Here is a 17066-nt window from a genome sequence, read left to right on the forward strand (position 1 = left end):
ATACAATATCGCCTGAACCCGCGCTGTTTCATTAGGATTCGATTAAAAACTGTTAAATTTTTCAAAAATTTCATCAGTCCCAATTCTAACAGGAAACGGGCATAAAATCAAACATTGGGAGCAAAATATAACCAACATTTAACAATTCCCCGGTGGATTCCGCGCGGCGGATTCCATAAAAGGGGATGTTTGACTTTTTTTGATTCCTGTGCTATGATTAATTCCTGAAAATATGACAAAAACGTTGAAAGAGACAGTAGGATTCAGACAAAAAGCAAAGCGAGCCGGTGACAGTGAGAGTCCGGCCTGAGTCGTTTACTTCCGAACATCACTCTCGAGTTCCGGGCTGAAAGAGTTCTTCGACTAAGCTTTGGCGGTTTTCCCCCGTTACCGGGAGCACATATGACAGTATGCTGCAATAGGTGGTATAACGAAGCGAAGCCTTCGTCCTGTTCTCAGGGCGGAGGTTTTTTATTTTGGGAGGTTTCAGCAATGTACGACAAGGTTCCTGCAAATTTAAACTTTGTAGAACGCGAAAAGAAGATCGAAAAGTTCTGGGAAGAAAACAAAATCTTCGAAAAGAGCATCGACAGCCGCAAAAACGGAAAAACCTATATGTTTTACGACGGCCCGCCGACCGCGAACGGCAAGCCCCACATCGGTCATGTCCTGACAAGGGTCATCAAGGATATGATTCCCCGCTACCGGACGATGAAGGGCTATCAGGTCCCCCGGAAGGCCGGCTGGGACACGCACGGGCTTCCCGTGGAGCTGGAGGTGGAAAAACTCCTTCATCTGGACGGCAAGGAGCAGATCGAGCAGTACGGGCTGGAACCCTTCATCAAGCAATGCCGCGAAAGCGTATGGAAATACAAGGGGATGTGGGAGGACTTCTCCCGGACCGTCGGCTTCTGGGCGGACATGGAGCACCCTTACGTGACCTATGAAAACGATTATATTGAGTCCGAATGGTGGGCGTTAAAGCAGATCTGGGAAAAGGGCCTTCTGTACAAGGGCTTTAAGATCGTCCCCTACTGCCCGCGGTGCGGGACCCCCCTTTCCAGCCACGAGGTGGCCCAGGGGTACAAGGACGTCAAGGAGAAATCCGCGATCGCGAAATTCCGGGTAAAGGGCGAGGACGCCTTTATTCTGGCGTGGACAACCACCCCCTGGACGCTGCCGTCCAACGTGGCTTTGTGCGTGAATCCCGACGAAAGCTATGTGAAGGTGAAAACGGCGGACGCCGTCTATTACCTGGCGGAGGCCCTTGCCCCCAAGGTGCTGGGGGAAGAATACACCGTACTGGAAAAGTATGTCGGAAAAGACCTGGAATATAAGGAATACGAGCCGCTCTTTGACTTTGTAAAACCGGACAAAAAGTGCTGGTACGTCACCTGCGACCGCTACGTTACGCTGACGGACGGCACCGGTGTGGTTCATATCGCGCCCGCCTTCGGCGAGGACGACGCGAATGTCGGCCGCAAATACGGCCTGCCCTTCGTGCAGCTGGTAGACGGGAAAGGCGAGATGACCAAAGAGACCCTCTGGCCGGGCATGTTCTGCAAGGACGCCGACAAGGAAATCCTGAAAAACCTGAACCAGCGCGGGCTTCTGTTCTCCGCGCCCGCCTTTGAGCACAGCTATCCGTTCTGCTGGCGCTGCGACACCCCGCTGATCTATTACGCCAGGGATTCCTGGTTCATTAAAATGACTGCGGTCAAGGACGATCTGATCCGCAACAACAATACCATCCACTGGATCCCGGAAAGCATCGGCAAGGGCCGCTTCGGCGACTGGCTGGAAAACGTGCAGGACTGGAGCATCAGCCGCAACCGCTACTGGGGCACCCCGCTGAATATCTGGGAATGCGAGTGCGGGCACAAGCACTCCGTCGGCAGCATTGAGGAGCTGAAAGCCATGTCCCCCAACTGCCCGGAGGATATTGAGCTGCACCGGCCGTACATCGACGCGGTGACCATTACCTGCCCGAAATGCGGCAAACAGATGAAACGCGTGCCGGAAGTGATCGACTGCTGGTTCGACTCCGGTTCCATGCCGTTCGCTCAGCATCACTATCCGTTTGAAAATCAGGAGCTTTTCCATCAGCAGTTCCCCGCCGACTTCATTTCCGAGGCGGTGGATCAGACAAGAGGATGGTTCTATTCCCTTCTTGCGATTTCCACCCTGATTTTCAACAAGGCCCCGTATAAAAACGTCATCGTCCTCGGCCATGTACAGGACGAGAACGGGCAGAAGATGTCCAAATCCAAGGGCAACGCAGTCGACCCGTTCGAGGCGCTGGAGACCTACGGCGCGGACGCGATCCGCTGGTACTTCTACAGCAACTCCGCCCCCTGGCTCCCGAACCGTTTCCATGGCAAGGCCGTGACGGAAGGCCAGCGCAAATTCATGGGCACGCTGTGGAACACCTATGCTTTCTTCGTACTGTACGCGAACATCGACGAGTTCGACGCCACCAAATACACGCTGGACCGCGGCAGCCTGACCGTCATGGACAAATGGCTGCTGTCCCGCCTGAACACCTCTGTAAAAGCCATCGACGGCCATCTGGAGAACTACCGGATTCCGGAGGCGGCGCGTGCGCTTCAGGATTTTGTCGATGAAATGAGCAACTGGTACGTCAGAAGAAGCCGAGAGCGCTTCTGGGTCAAAGGGATGCCGCAGGACAAGATCAACGCCTACATGACGCTGTACACCGCGCTCGTCACCATAGCGAAAACGGCCTCTCCCATGATTCCGTTTATGGCGGAGGATATTTACCGCAATCTGGTCTGCAAGATCGACCCCTCCGCGCCGGAAAGCGTCCATCTCTGCGATTTTCCGAGCGTCGACGAATCCCTGATTGACAAAGAGCTGGAAGAAAACATGGAGCTGGTGCTCGACATCGTCGTGCTGGGCCGAGCGGCGAGAAATACCGCCAACATCAAGAACCGCCAGCCGATCGCGAAAATGTATGTCCGTTCGGAAAAGCCGCTGAGCGAGTTCTACCGGACCATCATCCGCGACGAGCTGAACAGCAAGGAAATCCTGTTTACCGAGGATGTCTCGGACTTCACCTCCTACCATTTCAAGCCGCAGCTTAGAATTCTGGGGCAGAAATACGGCAGGAAGATCGGCGAAATCCGCACCGCGCTCGCCGGACTCAACGGAAGCGCGGCGAAGAAGGAGCTCGACGCCAACGGCGCCCTGACCCTCGCCCTTTCGGACGGGGAGATCTCCCTGACCCCTGAGGAACTGCTGATTGAAACCGCTCAGGCGGAAAATTACGTTTCCATGGCGGACAACGGGATCACGGTGGTCATCGACACCCATTTGACGGAAAACCTGATCGAAGAGGGATTCGTCCGCGAAATCATCAGCAAAATCCAGACCATGCGCAAGGACGCGGGCTTTGACGTGACCGACCATATCATCGTCTATGAAAAGGGAAACGACCGGATCGCGAAAATCATCTCCGACAATCTCGCCTCTATTCAGAACGACGTGCTGGCCGAAGAAGTCAGGCTGAACGAAATGGCGGGCTTTGCCAAGGAATGGGACCTGAACGGCGAAACCGTCGAGCTGGGCGTTCAGAAAATCTGATGTAAAATAAATTTGCGGCAGCTACCGCATTTCCACAAGATTGCGTCTCCCCCGCCTTCGGCGGGGGAGACGTTTTGTCCCGCAAACTGAAATGGAATTGCCGTAATTGCATAGGACAACAGCTTTTAAAAGAAAGAAATACACCTTAAAGCGGGGTTTTAAAAGCCCACTCAAGGTGCATTTTTTATGCATTATTTTATTGAAGGGTTATTGAGCAACAGCCCCTTCATTCAGGACAGCGCGTACAGGGCCGCGCGTTTCGCGTGGATTTCGGTCGTATCGAACAGCGGCACGGACGTGTCCTTCTGCTGAACCAGCATCCCGATTTCCGTACAGCCGAGAATCACGCCCTGCGCACCCTGTTCCGCCATTTTCCCTATGATTTTCAGGAACGCCGCTTTCGATTCATTGGAAACGATGCCGAGGCAGAGCTCGTGAAAAATAATATGATTAATGAGTTTCCTGTCTTCTTCATCCGGTACAAGGACTTCCAGATTCTTTTCCGCCAGCTTTTCCTTGTAAAAATCCTGCTCCATGGTGTAAACCGTCCCGAGCAGAGCGATTCTTTTAATTTGATTCTGCAAGAGCTCCGCCGCGGTCACCTCGGCAATGTGAAGCACCGGGATGGAGACGGCGCTTTGAATCTGTCCGGCGACCTTATGCATGGTATTGGTACAAATCACAAGGAAATCGGCGCCCCCTTTTTCCAGGCTCCGCGCGGCGGAAGACAGGATTCCCGCGCATTTTTCCCAGTCGCCCTCCTCCTGGCACTTTTCTATTTCATGGAAGTCCATACTGTAAAGCAGGCATTGCGCGGAGTGGAACCCTCCCAGCTTCTGCTGAACCGTGCGGTTGATGATCTGATAGTAACCGACGGTGCTTTCCCAGCTCATTCCTCCGATCAGGCCGATTGTTTTCATATTGATTCACTCTCCCGATATTCTATTTACCTGCTCTATTTTTATAAAACTCTATTCTTCCACAAAGAGCGGAGTAAACCGGAATTCCGTACAGTCCACCAGCCCCCTGTCGGTCAGGCGCAGTTCGGGCAGGCAGGCAAGCGGAATCAGCGCCATGGTCATAAAGGGAGAAACCATGCTGCACCCAATCTTTTCCCACGCCTCGCTCAGCTTTCCGACGATTTCAGCCATTTCCTCCACCGGCTTGTCGTTCATCAGGCCGGCGATCGGGAGCGGAACCGTCCCCAGAACCCTGCCGTTCTGTACGGCGGTCATTCCCCCGCCGCACGCGATCAGCGTATTGGCGGCCAGCGCCATGTCCTCGTCGTTGGTGCCGATCACCAGCAGGTTGTGCGCGTCATGCGCCACGGTGGAAGCCATGGCCCCGCACCGGATACCAAACCCTTTGACAAAGCCGAAGCCGGCCTTTCCCGTTTCATGGTGCCGCTCAAAGACCGCCGTTTTCAGGACATCCTGTTCGACGTCGGAACCGACCCGCCCGTTTTCCACCCTGAGCGAAACATGCCGTTCGTAGGAGCCGACCCTGGCGGGGATCACTTCAATGACGCGGGCGGTCACACGGTCGCCCTTCGCGGGAATGGCAAAGGACTCCGGTGTAATGGGATTTTTGATATGCATGGATTCCGTCGCCCACTTCGGGTAATGATAGGGCGGGAGCTTTTCGGTAAGCTTTCCGTTTTCCGCCGCAACGGCGCCGTTGATCAGCACCCGCGTAACGTCCAGCCTGTCCAGACTGCCGATAAAAACGATATCCGCGCATTTCCCCGGCGTAATGGACCCCAGCTCATGGTCCATCTGAAAGCACTGGGCGCAGTTGATGGTGACCATCTGAATGGCAGTCATGACGTCGATTCCCTCTTCCACCGCGCGGCGGACGATGTGGTCCAGATGCCCCTGATTCAGCAAGGTGTACGGGTGCGTATCATCGGAAATCAGCACCCCGAACCGGGTGTCGATTTTATTTTCCGTAATGCTTTTCGCCACCTCATGAAGGTCGCGCCACGCCGAACCTTCCCGCAGCATGGCGTACATGCCGAGCCGCATTTTCGCGAGGGCGTCCTGCGCGCGGGTGGACTCGTGGCAGCAGCGCACACCGGAAGCAATATAGGCGTTCAGCCCACGCCCCGTCTCCGGCATGGAGTAATGACCGGTCACGATCTTGCCCGCCCTGAGCGTCTCGGCGACCTCGCCATGCATCTGTGGGTCCGAGTTCAGCACGCCCGGAAAATTCATCAGTTCCCCAAGGCCCACCACGCTGTCCCACCGCATGGTCTCGGCGATCTCCGCCGGACCGATGGAGGAGCCGGTATCTTCAAAGCCGGGAACGGCGGGAACACAGGCCGGTGTGGTGACCATCGTTTTCAGCGGAGTCCTTTTGGAGTCCTCGATCATGCAGGAAACCCCGTCCAGCCCGAGGACATTGCAGATTTCATGCGGGTCCATATAGATTCCCACCGTGCCGTGAGGAATGACCGCCCGCGCGTATTCCCCCACACTCATCATGGAGGATTCCACATGCATATGCCCGTCTAAAAATCCGGGGGCGATATACTGACCGGCTGCGTCCAGGACGGTTGTGCCTTCTCCGATACAGTGCTTCGCGTCGCCGACAAGGGCAATCCTGCCGCAGGAAATAGCCACATCGGTATCCGGCAGGATCTCCCCGGTACAGACATTCACCAGCCTGGCGTTGATAATCACGGTTTCCGCCGGAACGGCGCCCTGCGCGACCGCGGCAAGCGTCCTGCCGGATTCCCACAGCGGAGAAGTACAAAACTTGTTAATCATCACAGCACCCCTTTACATGTTTTTCATTCTATATTAAACGTCATCAAAATGCCTGTCAAGCATCTTTTACTGCCGTAAAATAAAAAAGGCGCCCCGCAGCGGTCAAAAACCGCCGGAGCGTCCGTTCTTTACAGGGGAGATCAGGCGTTGGTCCCGCCGAATTTTTCAGTGTAAGCGTCGATGCTTTCCTGTATAATCCGTTTTGCGTCCTGCACGCTGCGGATGTAATCCACCGCGGTGGCTTTGCCCTCCAGTTCCTTATACACCGCAAAAAAGTGAATCATTTCGTCAAAAATATGCGAGGGCAGCTCGTCGATGTTCCGGTATTCGTTGAAGGTCGGGTCGCCGAACGGAATCGCGATGATCTTGTCGTCCACAAAACCTCCGTCCTCCATGGAGATCACCCCGATGGGGTAACAGCGCACCAGAGAGAGCGGCTGAATGTCCTCGGAACAGAGCACCAGCACGTCCAGCGGATCGTGATCCGCCGCGTAGGTACGCGGAATAAAACCGTAATTCGCAGGATAATGCGCGGAAGTGTACAGGATACGGTCCATGGAAAGAAAGCCGGATTCCTTATCCAGCTCATATTTTGTCTTGCAGCCCTTGGAAATTTCAATCACCGCGAAAAAGCTGTCCGCATGAATTCTGTCCTGAGAAATCTCGTGCCAAATATTCAAAAAAGTCCCTCCTGCATCTTAAATTTTCTGATTTGCAAATAAAAAAGCCGACAACCCGCTGTGTATATCACAGAAGTCATCAGCATAAAAGCAATTTTAGCGTTCGCTACGGGAGAACTTCATTCCCGATTTTTATTATAGCACAATGGAAAACATTCTGTCAATAAACAGAAAATAAGAGAACCGGCAGAAGCCCCGCAGACGGATTCTCATTCCTGCTCAAACCACCGGACACAGTCGCGCCCCTCTTTTTTGGCCAGATACATCGCCTTGTCCGCGTGATTGATCAGGTCGTACAGGTTCACCTGCTCCCTTTTTCCCCTTGCGACGCCGATACTGACGGTCACATGAATATGGTCGTTACCCTCACAGGAATAGCTGCAGCTTCTTACTTCCCTGTTCAGCTTTTCCGCCAGCAGGCCGACGTCCTCCTTTTCCATGTCCTTGAGGAAAATGAGGAATTCCTCGCCGCCGTACCGCCCGACCACCGCGCTGACCGGGATACACCGTTTGCAGATATTCGCAACGTTTTTAATGATTTTATCCCCGAACAGATGGCCGTATGTATCGTTGACGGCCTTGAAAAAATCGATGTCAAGCATCATTGCGTAAAAATCGCAGCCGGCTTCCCTGGCCGAAATATATTCCATAATGCCGAGCTTCATCAGCTGCCTGCGGTTGTAAATACCGCTCAGCTCGTCATACAGGGCAAGTTCTTTGATTTTTTCATAGGATTTTGCGTTCTGAAACGCTAAAATCGACTGCTCCGTATAGATATCCACCAGTTCCAGGTCTCCGGCAGAAATCTCCCTGCTTTTGCTGACAATCATTTTTATGACGCAGAACAGCTTGTGATTATAGTAAAGAGACTTCACGATCAGGCTTTTTCCGTCTTTGCCCCGGGTGTAAAGATCGTGCACGCGAACCTTTTCGCCGCCGTTTCGGTTCTCGGACTGATTTTGATCCCTGAGGACGATTCTCCCGGAATACCTGCGGCAGACCACTTTTTCGTGATTCAGTTTGGTCACAATGTAACCCAGGCTCTCATTCACCCGCAAAACCATGACGGCGCTTTCAAATTCGATAATCTGATACAGATTTTCCAGAATGCTGACCAGAAGGCCCTCGATTTCCAAAGCGGAAACCATCGCTCTCAGACCGTTGTTCAGTTTTTCCGTAATACTCCTTTGCTTCATTTCGTATTCCAGCTTCAGATTTTTGATTCCGACCTCATTGGCCAGCTTTTCGTTCAGCAGATCGCTTTCCCTGAATCTTCCTACCTGCAGGAAGACCTGAATGAACGTGACGACGAGCATTGCGATCGGAGTATAGTAAAGGTTCATTTCGATAAGCCCGTTATTTTTCAGGATATCCACAATGGACAGGAAAAACAGGAGCAGGACGCTTAAAAGGTTGATTCCGGCGTTTTCGTATTTTTTTCTCATTGCGCGCATCAGCGTCACAAGGCAGTTGGCAACGGTGACGGGAATCATCGCTTCCAGAAGAACAACGGGATACAGCATATACCGGGCCGGAAGAAAAACGCCCACAAAAACAATGGCGGACACCGCTGCTCCGCTGACACGCATAAACCTTCTGCTCGACAGTTCTTTATACTGATAGTAAAAAAACAGGCACAGCAGCTGGATCACCACGAAATTGACCAGGTACAGTTTGGTGTTGAATTCAAAATTGATGCCGGGGAAAATCTTATTGAAATAGCACTCGCCGTAAAGCAGCGGACGCAGGGAGATGGCCGCTGCAAAAAGCGCCAGACAGATATGGGCCTTGTCGTGAGAACGCACAAAATACAGCAGAAAGAAAAACACCGCCATTACAAACAGGGATGAAAAGAGAAAGGTGTCCATAAACAAGCCCTGATCGCCCAGCCGCTGGATCTGCTGCTGGGTTCCCACCACAACGGGAATCGTCAGGCCGGAACGGAAATAGTCGAAGTTGGAAACCTCTATCAGAATTTCCGTGTCTTCCCGCTGTGTCTGAAAGAAAACCGACTGCGTCGTCCACTCCGGTCTGGATTCCGACGCGTTTTTCCCGACCCGGCCGCTTTCGAAGCGTATGTTTCCATCGATCCACAGCCGGTAGGAAGAACCGATCTGGGGAATTTTCAACCCAAGACAAAGGCCCTTCTGTGCTTTCAGCACCACCCGGTAGACGGCGTATCCCTCCTGTGAACAGGCTTTATTGTCCGCATCACGGTACGCCGTCCAGTTTGCGGGAACCTGAACCAGCTGTTTATTGTCCGCATCCGTTATCTTCCCCTGAGGGCTCACCTGCCGGCCCCAATAAAACTCCCATGCCCCGGTCATCGGAACAGGTGAGGAAAGGCCGGCGCTGCCGATATCCAAAACGCCGTTCGAAACAGCATTCTCATGCCGGCCGGTTCCCGAAAAAACCGAAAGCAGAATCAGGCAGAAGGATACAATCAGCAGCCCGTCGGCGAATTTGATAAACCTTTTCATGGATACCCCCAAAAAACACAGAAAACCGCAGGCCGGCACCCGGCCGAAAATCGATCCGCATGGTTTTCGGCGTCACAGTATCCGGTTTGTTATGTACTTTAAAAATATCTATATTTTAGCACAGATTTCTTTCGATAACTATATCAAGTCTTAAATTTCCTGTTAAAATTTCCCATGTTTTAATCCTATCATTCTTCGGTGAGAAAGCGTTGATAAGAATGCTGAAAAAGAAAAGAGACGGAAATTCTATTCGGAATTCCCGCCCCTCCAAGCTCGTATTTAATTATCAAAACTTGAGAATCAATGAGTTCAGCCAAACTTATCTTTGGGTCTTCATAAAGGCATTACTGCACGGATCATGATAGGTTCCCAGACTGATCTGTTCAACTTAACCATCTCCCAGTATTCTTGATTAAATCTTTGCTTGCCAATCTGTTTTTTTAAGGGTACTGATCCACCAGGAATCATTCAATGTACCCAGGACTTAGTATGTGCGCCCGACTCGTTTTTATTCCGCTGTCCCGAAGAGAAATTAATTTCCATAAGAAGTGGAAACTTTTGCAAATTTTCTTTGAAACGCTTTCACGATTTCCACAATCGGAATAACCGAAAAAGCAAGCAGCAGAGCGACCGAGTACTCCAGCAGTGAAATCTCTTCAAACTGGAAGGCAAACGCCAGAGCGGGGATATAGATCACGGCCGTGGTCAGCAGCAGCGACATGAGCATGGCGCCGATCAGGTATCCGTTCTGTTTCCTCATGCTGAAAATCGAATGGCGCTGGGAACGCATGTTGAAGGAGTGGAAAATCTCCGCCATCGACATGGTCAGAAAAGCCATGGTCATGCCGTCGGCGCTGTTGGTGATTTCCCAGATTCCGGACTCGAGAAAATGGCCGATGAAATACGCGGACAGGGTGACAACCGTGACCAGGATCCCCTGATAGGCGACGTCCGTGCCGAGTCCTCCGGCAAAAATGCCGTCGCGGGGATTGCGGGGACTGCGCCGCATGAGGTCTTTTTCGCCCTCCTCCATTCCGAGCGCCAGGGCCGGGAAGCAGTCGGTAATCAGATTGATCCAGAGCAGGTGCACCGGCTTCAGAATGACAAAGCCCAGAAGGGTAGCGACAAAAATGGAAAGCACTTCGCTCAGGTTGGAAGCCAGCAGAAACTGAATGGCCTTCCGGATATTGTCGTAGATCCTTCTGCCCTCTTCCACCGCGGAAACGATGGTGGCGAAATTGTCGTCCGCAAGCACCATGTCCGCCACGTTTTTGGTGACGTCCGTACCCGTAATTCCCATGCCCACGCCGATATCGGCGCTTTTGATCGACGGGGCGTCGTTGACGCCGTCGCCGGTCATGGCGGTAATCATCCCGTTGGTTTTCCATGCGTTGACAATACGGACCTTATGCTCCGGCTGGACTCTGGCGTAAACGGAATAATTCCCAATGGTATCCTTCAGTTCGTCGTCGCTGATTTCATCCAGTCGGGCGCCGGTAATCGCCTGCGACTCGTCCGTGATGATTCCGAGCTGGGTCGCAATGGCCACCGCCGTATCGCGGTGATCACCCGTGATCATGACCGGGCGGATTCCGGCCTCCCTGCACTCCTGAATCGCGTCCACAACCTCGGGACGGATGGGGTCGATCATCCCGGTCAGACCGATCAGGGTCAGGCCGTTTTCCAGATCGGACGGTTCAAAGGAAGCGGGCATGCCGTCATATTTCTTAAATGCCGCGCAGAGCACGCGCAGGGCCTTGCCCGCCATCGCCTTGTTCTGCGAGCGGATTTCCCCGTGCAGGGCCTCCGTCATCGGCACGACCTGTCCGTTTTTCAGGACATGGGTGCATTTTTTGATGACCTCGTCCGGGGCGCCCTTCGTGTACTGGATGTAGCTTCCGTCCGCGAGAGAATGGACGGTGGACATCATTTTGCGCATGGAGTCGAACGGCGCTTCGCCGACGCGCGGATTCGTCTTTTTCAGCTCGTTTTTATCGAGCTTCAGGCTGGCGGCATAGCTGACAAGCGCCGCTTCCGTCGGTTCCCCGGTGACTTCGCCGTCTTTGCCCAGCTCGGCGTCGCTGCACAGGGCCATTGCGGTGGCAAGCAGCGGCTCGTCTTCCGAGTAATGCTCCACAACGGTCATTTTGTTCTGTGTCAGCGTGCCGGTTTTGTCGGAACAGATCACCTGCGCACAGCCAAGCGTTTCCACCGCCGTCAGTTTCCGGATGACGGCGTTTCGTTTGGACATGTTGGTAACGCCGATGGAGAGCACGATCGTCACGACGGTGGCGAGTCCCTCAGGAATCGCCGCGACGGCAAGGCTGACCGCGACCATGAAGGTGTTCAGCACGACCTGGCCGCTGAAATCTCCCGATTTAATCAGGCTGAACGCAAAGATGAAAATACAGATGCCGATGACCAGACGGCTCAGGATTTTGCTGAGCTGATTCAATTTGATCTGGAGCGGGGTAACGTTGTCCTTCGCGTTTGCGAGCGCGTCGGCGATTTTTCCCATTTCGGTATCCATGCCGGTCGCAACGACCACCGCTTTTCCGCGGCCGTAAACGACGGTGCTGCCCATATACGCCATATTTTTACGGTCGCCGAGCGGCACTTCCTTCTCTTTCTTCAGCGTCAGCGCCTGAATGATCTTGTTGACCGGCACCGACTCGCCCGTCAGGGCGGCCTCCTCGATTTTTACGCTTGCGCTTTCAATCATGCGGCAGTCGGCCGGGACGGCGTCTCCCGCTTCCAGCAGAACCACGTCGCCGGTGACCAGGTCTTCGCTTTTCATCGTGACGACATTGCCGCCGCGCAGGACCTTGGAGGTCGCGGCGGACATTTCCTGCAGCGCTTCGATCGCTTTTTCCGCCTTGCTTTCCTGATAGACGCCAAGCACCGCGTTGATCAAAACAACGATCATAATGATGAAGACATCCGCAAAGGATTCGTGCGCGTAAGACGCGGTAATACCCGAAATGACCGCGGCGACGATCAGGATGATGGTCATCGGGTCGCCGAGCTGCTGAATAAACCGCCTGAATACGGAAACCTTTTTGCCTTCGGCCAGCTTGTTCTTTCCATCGCGCTGCAAACGGGAATCCGCGTCAGCCTGTGACAGGCCCTGCGGGCTGCTTTGGACCTGCTCAAGGACCTGATCCAAATCTGCTAAATAGTACTTCATGCGTAGTTTCTTCCTCTCATTCATTCAACTGATGATTATGATATGTATAATAATAAAAAAAACTCATGTACAGCCCATACAAAGCTATACATGAGTCTTGTTCATTAAGGCAAGCCAGACCGAAACGGCCATGCTGTTGACTTGACACATGCGGCGAACCGCATGCAAACTACTCCCTCAAGAGATATTGTTTTTGTGTTTCCTTATCATATCATCTATCAGGCGCTCTGTCAACAGGATTTCATCAACAAACCCGGTAATTTACATGCTTTTAAGCTGAGTTTTACAACATTCGGTCGCAGAAAAAAAGGAATTGACAGCGGCTAAGGAAATAGTATAATTTGAATACCGATATTTTAGCGGAGAAGAAACAGCACAGTAACAAACAGGGAAACAGAAACGAAACACAGGAATGGGGAATGGAAGATGCAGATCAAAAAGGCTGCCCTCATCGGAATGGGTGCGATTGGCACCGTTTATGGGAAATTGCTGCACGACCGCTACGGCGCCGATTTTGCCGTGATCGCCGGCGGGGCGCGGAAAGAAAAGCTGAAGGGAAACGGAATCCGGCTTAACGGCAGTGTGTTTTACCCGCGGGTGCTTTCGCCGGGGGAACAGAATTTTCCGGCCGACCTAATCATTGTCAGCGTAAAAAACGACCAGCTGAGCAAAGCGCTGGAGGATATGCGCAGCTTTGTCGGTAAAAGCACCGTAATCCTTCCCCTTTTGAACGGAGTCACCGTCAGGGACAGAATCCTGTCGGTCTTTCCGGACAACCGCGTCTTTTACGGGCTTTCCATTTACATAGACGCGGTGCGAACCGCCGACGGTGTGCAAAACACGGTAGACGGTGTGATTGATTTCGGGGACGCGGACAACACGGTCCCTTCGCCGGAAGTGACCGCAGTCAAAGCTTTTCTGGCCGCGGCCGGGATTGAATGCGAAGCCCCTTCGGACATGATCCGCACCGTATGGAAAAAATGGATGCTCAATGTGGGCTGCAACCAGGTTTCCGCCATCACCGGCGCGCCCTACGGAAAAATGACCGGCATAGAAACCAACGGAATCCTTTTTCATGAAGCCATGATGGAGGTCGTCGCTCTGGCAAAGGCCCGCCATATCGATTTAACCGAACAGGACGCCCTGGAATACGAAAATCTGATGTCCACGTTTTCACCGCTGGGGAAAACCTCCATGCTGCAGGATATAGAGGCAAAGCGGCGCACCGAGGTAGATTATTTTGCCGGTACCGTCGTGGAGTTGGGCCGGAAATATCAGGTTTCCACTCCCGTGAATCACGTTTTATACTGCATTATCAAATCCATGGAACAGCTTTACTGAGTATTTTACGCATGGCACAGCAGCCGTTAAAAAACATTGATAAAAATTCAGGATATCAGAAAGTGAGTGAAGCTATGGAGTATCGAAGGGCGACGATCCATGATGTTGACCAGCTGGCAGAAATCAGAGTGGAGATGCGAAACGAAAGGGAAAATCCTCAAAATTCCGGCACCGCCGAATTTTACGCGAACACCTACCGGTATTTTGAACAGCATCTTGCAAACGACAGCTTTGTCGCATGGGTTGCGGTTCAGGACGAAGAGATCATAGCGACCAGCGGGATCGTGTTCTATTCGATTCCCCCGGTCTATTCCAACATCACGGGGTCGGTGGCGTACATCATGAACATGTATACGAAACCGGCACACCGGAACAAAGGGATCGCTTCCGCTCTTTTAAGCCGTCTGCTGGAGGAAACACGTGCCAGAAACTGCATGAAAATTACGCTGAACGCTTCCGAAATGGGAAAGCCGCTGTATGAAAAATACGGTTTTCAGGAGGCAAAAAATAATATGGAGTATTCTCTGACCTTTTGATCGGTATCGGTCGGCCGGAGAAGCTCTTCCCGCAAAACGGCGCTGATTCCCTTTGGAATCAACGCCGTTTTTATCATGCTTTCAGACGGTATCCTTCTGTACGGCCCGTATGTTCCCGAGAAGCTGGGAAAGCATTTCCCTGAGGCGAAGGGCCTCTTCCGGAGCAAGGCCCGTACAGCAGAACATTTTCTGAGGAAGGTCCAGAAAATGTTTTTTCAGGCTTCTGCCCTTTTCCGTCAGACAAACCTGTACACTGCGCTCGTCACGGACACTGCGCACGCGTTCGACAAGCTCCAGCTTTTCCAGCTTTTTCAGAAGCGGGGTCAGGGTTCCTGAATCCAGAAGCAGCCGGCTTCCCAACTCCGATACGCTGAGATTGTCCTTTTCCCACAGCACCAGCAAAGTGATATACTGCGTATACGTAAGGCCATACGGTTCGAGGTACGGCTTGTAAAGGCGGATCACTTCCTTTGAGCACGCATAAAGCGCAAAACAAAGCTGGCTGTCAAGCTTTAACAGATCGTCGGGCCGCACATCCAAATTACAAACACTCCTTAATTGCGGATTCCATTTCCTCGGGCGTCGTTGTCGGTTCAAAACGTCCGGCAATATTTCCTTCCCTGTCGATCAGGAATTTCGTAAAATTCCATTTGATGGAGCTGTCGTTGAACTCTTTTCCGTATTTCGTTTTCAGCATCAGTTCCAGCGTCCTGTTTTTTACGCCCTTTCCAAAGCCTTCAAAGGCTGTGTGGCCGGTCAGATAGCGGAAGATCGGGTCTGCGTTTTCCCCGCGGACGTCAATTTTCACCGAAAGCGGAAAAGTAACCCCATACCGCAGCTTACAGAACTCCTGCACCTCGCTGTTCGTTCCCGGCTCCTGCTCCGCAAACTGATTGCAGGGGAAGCCGATCACCGTGAGACCCTGTTCGCGATAGGTCTGATAAAGCTTTTCCAGACCTTCGTACTGCGGCGTAAAGCCGCATTTGCTTGCCGTATTGACGAGGACCAGAACCTTGCCTTTTAATTCTGAAAGCGGAACGGTCTTTCCCTCCATCGTCTGAATGGAATAATCATAAATCGTCATAAAGGATCACCTTTCAAATTGTATTTTTTACAATTTGATTGTATGCAATTTAATTTACTTTGTCAAGAGTTAAATTTTTCACCCAGTCCGCGAAGGATTTCCGGGCCTTATCCGGGGAAAGGGGGCTTTTCATGACGGTCTGAAGAAAGAAGCAGCCGGACACTTCCCCGCCACGCAGCTTCACTCTCTGCGTCAGGGACTGAAAAACGGACTGCGGCTCATGCTCGTCCGCCTGCGTGATAAATAAATAGACCTTTTTCCCGGAAAAATCCGCCCGTTCCAGAAAGGCATTGACGGCGGGCGTACTCCGGCCCGCCCAGACCGGGCCGCCGAGAAAAACGGAATCATAACCGTTCAGGGAAAAATCCATCGGCCCGATTTTGCTCTTCAGGCCAAAGACCGCCGAACATGCCGCCATACCGAAGGATTTCCGCGGTTTTGTCTCTTCAATCCGTTTTAGGTCCCCGCCAATTAATTCGGACAGCTCTTTCACCGCGACCTCCGTGTTCCCCTTCCAGGAATAATAGACAACCAGATTTTTCATCTTTGAGCATCCTTTCCGTATCTTTCTCATTTTGTTCCGGCCTGATGATTTTCAATCGGGAATTTTCATTGAGTGATGGGACATCCGGTAAGATTATCTTTAGATTAGCATAATTAAAAGAGGAATGGTATAAAATTTTGTTTGGAATTTATTAAAATTGTCCCGAATTTCAGTTTCTGTGCCTGCTGTTTCCAAGCCAACTGTCACTCGACTGAAAATCAGGCGTATGGTTTTGCGCGGAGATGTATTATTTGCAGCAGCCGCAAATGCGTTTTTAAGCGGTCGGAAAAACGCTATACAACCATTGCAGAACTGTAAAGAGAATATAAAATATTTTGAAAATCTCTTTGCTGTTTGTAAAAATATTGCTATAATATAAGAAAGGCATTTTGACAGATATTTACAGAAAACAAATTTGATTCCGTCGAATCTGTCAAAAAAACAATCATAACAGGAGGTTGAGAAAAATGCCGGCTTTTGCAAATCCTTTTCAGGCAAACGTTGAAAGGAAATTAACACATGAGGAACTTGTTCAGGCCATCCGTCTGGACATTGCGGGGGAACTGGAAGCCATCTATCTTTATGACGCCCATGTTCAGGCCACGGACAATGAACTGGCCAAAACGGTCATCAGCGATATCCGCGATGAAGAAAAGGCCCATATCGGTGAATTGATGACGCTGCTTCGGCAGCTGGACCCGAAAGAAGCGGAGCTGTTCGCCTCCGGTGAAGCGGAAGTAAGAGAGATGCTGGAGGGGCTGGGAATTTCCGAACCGTCCGCAGAGCCCGCTGCCGACGCCCCCGGACAGACGGTCGGCAGCCTGCTGAACGAATAAATAAATC

Annotated in this window: 12 protein-coding genes and 1 riboswitch; of the genes, 4 read left to right on the plus strand and 8 right to left on the minus strand. The window is 52.1% G+C overall.

Features of this window, described 5'->3' with window-relative positions; genetic code table 11:
• Nucleotides 1-492: 492 nt before the first annotated feature.
• Complete coding sequence (gene ileS, locus VXK30_RS12555) at nucleotides 493-3603, plus strand: isoleucine--tRNA ligase (RefSeq protein ID WP_275716530.1); 3111 nt, start codon at nucleotides 493-495, stop codon at nucleotides 3601-3603.
• A 230-nt stretch (nucleotides 3604-3833) separates the two neighbouring features.
• On the opposite strand, the gene VXK30_RS12560 is transcribed toward ileS, so the two are convergent.
• The 5 genes from VXK30_RS12560 to VXK30_RS12580 form a co-directional block, all read right to left on the minus strand.
• Complete coding sequence (locus VXK30_RS12560; RefSeq protein ID WP_275716528.1) at nucleotides 3834-4523, minus strand: aspartate/glutamate racemase family protein; 690 nt, start codon at nucleotides 4521-4523, stop codon at nucleotides 3834-3836.
• 51 nt (nucleotides 4524-4574) lie between these two features.
• Complete coding sequence (gene ade / locus VXK30_RS12565) at nucleotides 4575-6371, minus strand: adenine deaminase (RefSeq protein ID WP_275716526.1); 1797 nt, start codon at nucleotides 6369-6371, stop codon at nucleotides 4575-4577.
• A gap of 140 nt (nucleotides 6372-6511) precedes the next feature.
• A complete protein-coding gene (locus VXK30_RS12570; protein ID WP_275716524.1) occupies nucleotides 6512-7051 on the minus strand; it encodes an inorganic diphosphatase in 540 nt (179 codons plus the stop codon).
• Between the two features lie 63 nt (nucleotides 7052-7114).
• Nucleotides 7115-7187, minus strand: a riboswitch (Fluoride riboswitch).
• A 73-nt stretch (nucleotides 7188-7260) separates the two neighbouring features.
• Nucleotides 7261-9531 carry a sensor domain-containing diguanylate cyclase gene (locus VXK30_RS12575; RefSeq protein ID WP_275716522.1) on the minus strand — a complete coding sequence of 757 codons (2271 nt, stop codon included), beginning with the start codon at nucleotides 9529-9531 and terminating at the stop codon, nucleotides 7261-7263.
• Between the two features lie 532 nt (nucleotides 9532-10063).
• Entirely contained in the window at nucleotides 10064-12718 is a 2655-nt protein-coding gene (locus tag VXK30_RS12580) for a cation-translocating P-type ATPase (protein WP_275716520.1), read from the minus strand.
• 426 nt (nucleotides 12719-13144) lie between these two features.
• Between VXK30_RS12580 and VXK30_RS12585 the strand changes: the two genes are divergently transcribed.
• The gene (locus tag VXK30_RS12585; RefSeq protein ID WP_275716518.1) at nucleotides 13145-14059 is read left to right on the plus strand and encodes a ketopantoate reductase family protein; all 915 of its coding nucleotides are present in this window, start codon (nucleotides 13145-13147) and stop codon (nucleotides 14057-14059) included.
• Nucleotides 14060-14121: 62 nt separating this feature from the next.
• A complete protein-coding gene (locus tag VXK30_RS12590; protein WP_275716516.1) occupies nucleotides 14122-14595 on the plus strand; it encodes a GNAT family N-acetyltransferase in 474 nt (157 codons plus the stop codon).
• A gap of 81 nt (nucleotides 14596-14676) precedes the next feature.
• On the opposite strand, the gene VXK30_RS12595 is transcribed toward VXK30_RS12590, so the two are convergent.
• Genes VXK30_RS12595 through VXK30_RS12605 form a run of 3 tightly spaced genes read right to left on the minus strand, consistent with a single transcriptional unit; the run spans nucleotide 14677 to nucleotide 16223 of the window.
• Nucleotides 14677-15135, minus strand: a complete 459-nt coding sequence (locus VXK30_RS12595) for a MarR family winged helix-turn-helix transcriptional regulator (RefSeq protein WP_442868009.1) — start codon at nucleotides 15133-15135, stop codon at nucleotides 14677-14679.
• A 1-nt stretch (nucleotide 15136) separates the two neighbouring features.
• Nucleotides 15137-15679: a glutathione peroxidase gene (locus VXK30_RS12600; RefSeq protein WP_275716513.1), complete on the minus strand. Its 543-nt coding sequence runs from the start codon at nucleotides 15677-15679 to the stop codon at nucleotides 15137-15139.
• 49 nt (nucleotides 15680-15728) lie between these two features.
• Complete coding sequence (locus tag VXK30_RS12605; RefSeq protein WP_275716511.1) at nucleotides 15729-16223, minus strand: flavodoxin family protein; 495 nt, start codon at nucleotides 16221-16223, stop codon at nucleotides 15729-15731.
• A gap of 467 nt (nucleotides 16224-16690) precedes the next feature.
• On the opposite strand from VXK30_RS12605, the gene VXK30_RS12610 reads away from it, so the two are divergent.
• The gene (locus VXK30_RS12610; RefSeq protein ID WP_275716508.1) at nucleotides 16691-17059 is read left to right on the plus strand and encodes a demethoxyubiquinone hydroxylase family protein; all 369 of its coding nucleotides are present in this window, start codon (nucleotides 16691-16693) and stop codon (nucleotides 17057-17059) included.
• Nucleotides 17060-17066: the final 7 nt, after the last annotated feature.

It is taken from the genome of Caproiciproducens sp. CPB-2 (assembly GCF_036287215.1).
Classification (GTDB): Bacteria; Bacillota; Clostridia; order Oscillospirales; family Acutalibacteraceae; genus Caproiciproducens.

Bases quoted from the DNA above. Each gene is read 5' to 3' on its own strand.
- ileS (WP_275716530.1), top strand. From the start codon at position 493: ATGTACGACAAGGTTCCTGCAAATTTAAACTTTGTAGAACGCGAAAAG.
- VXK30_RS12560 (WP_275716528.1), bottom strand. From the start codon at position 4,523: ATGAAAACAATCGGCCTGATCGGAGGAATGAGCTGGGAAAGCACCGTC.
- ade (WP_275716526.1), bottom strand. From the start codon at position 6,371: ATGATTAACAAGTTTTGTACTTCTCCGCTGTGGGAATCCGGCAGGACG.
- VXK30_RS12575 (WP_275716522.1), bottom strand. From the start codon at position 9,531: ATGAAAAGGTTTATCAAATTCGCCGACGGGCTGCTGATTGTATCCTTC.
- VXK30_RS12580 (WP_275716520.1), bottom strand. From the start codon at position 12,718: ATGAAGTACTATTTAGCAGATTTGGATCAGGTCCTTGAGCAGGTCCAA.
- VXK30_RS12585 (WP_275716518.1), top strand. From the start codon at position 13,145: ATGCAGATCAAAAAGGCTGCCCTCATCGGAATGGGTGCGATTGGCACC.
- VXK30_RS12600 (WP_275716513.1), bottom strand. From the start codon at position 15,679: ATGACGATTTATGATTATTCCATTCAGACGATGGAGGGAAAGACCGTT.
- VXK30_RS12605 (WP_275716511.1), bottom strand. From the start codon at position 16,223: ATGAAAAATCTGGTTGTCTATTATTCCTGGAAGGGGAACACGGAGGTC.
- VXK30_RS12610 (WP_275716508.1), top strand. From the start codon at position 16,691: ATGCCGGCTTTTGCAAATCCTTTTCAGGCAAACGTTGAAAGGAAATTA.